Source organism: Xenorhabdus bovienii, from assembly GCF_024721015.1.
GTDB lineage: Bacteria > Pseudomonadota > Gammaproteobacteria > Enterobacterales > Enterobacteriaceae > Xenorhabdus > Xenorhabdus bovienii.
Window position 1 is genome coordinate 1 of sequence record NZ_JANAIF010000269.1, and the last position, 752, is coordinate 752.

Genomic DNA, 752 nt, shown 5'->3' on the forward strand with positions numbered 1-752 from the left:
GTGGGGAAGACTGATACAGCCACATACATTGATGCCATTCATCTACTGGGGGAGTATCCGTCAGGCTGGACGGGGCATAGGTTCGATCACGCCCCACTCATGTGGTGTCTCGGTTACTCTGGTGAGAAGTGTCGCGACCTACTTCAAGCTGCCATTATCGGCAAGAAAGTTAACGGTGAGTTTGTTGGGGGGTTGATTCCTCCTGAACGCATCGTTTCAACCGAGCCGATGACAGGAACACCGAATGCGGTTCGTTCCGCTTACATCAAGCATAGCAGTGGCGAGCTTAGCAAGGTTCAGTTCTGGTCATACACCCAAGGGCAGCATGCTTTAATGGGCGATGATATCGATTGGTTTCACATTGACGAAGAACCCGAAGACCAGACTATCTACCCTCAGGTTCTGACGCGAACAGCGACAGGTGATCGGGGTAATGGTGGTAGGGGAATACTGACCTTTACACCCGAAAACGGCCGAACTGAACTGGTGATTAAATTGCTTGATGACCCAGCGGAATCTCAGTTCTGTATGAACGTTGGTTGGAATGATGCTCCACATCTGACAGAAGAAACAAAACGAAGCCTTCTCGAATCTTATCCAGCACACCAGCGCGACATGCGAACAAAAGGTATTCCCATGCTTGGCCAAGGTCGCATATTCGATTTCAGCGAAGAAGTGATTACTTGCGAGCCATTCCCGATACCTAAGCACTATATGGTTATCGATGGCATGGACTTTGGCTGGGATCATCC

At 49.9% G+C, this 752-nt stretch carries 1 protein-coding gene; it reads left to right on the top strand.

What is annotated here, in order from left to right:
* Positions 1–752 (top strand): terminase large subunit domain-containing protein (locus NXS07_RS20500; protein WP_258087575.1); only part of this gene is annotated, 752 nt, incomplete at both ends.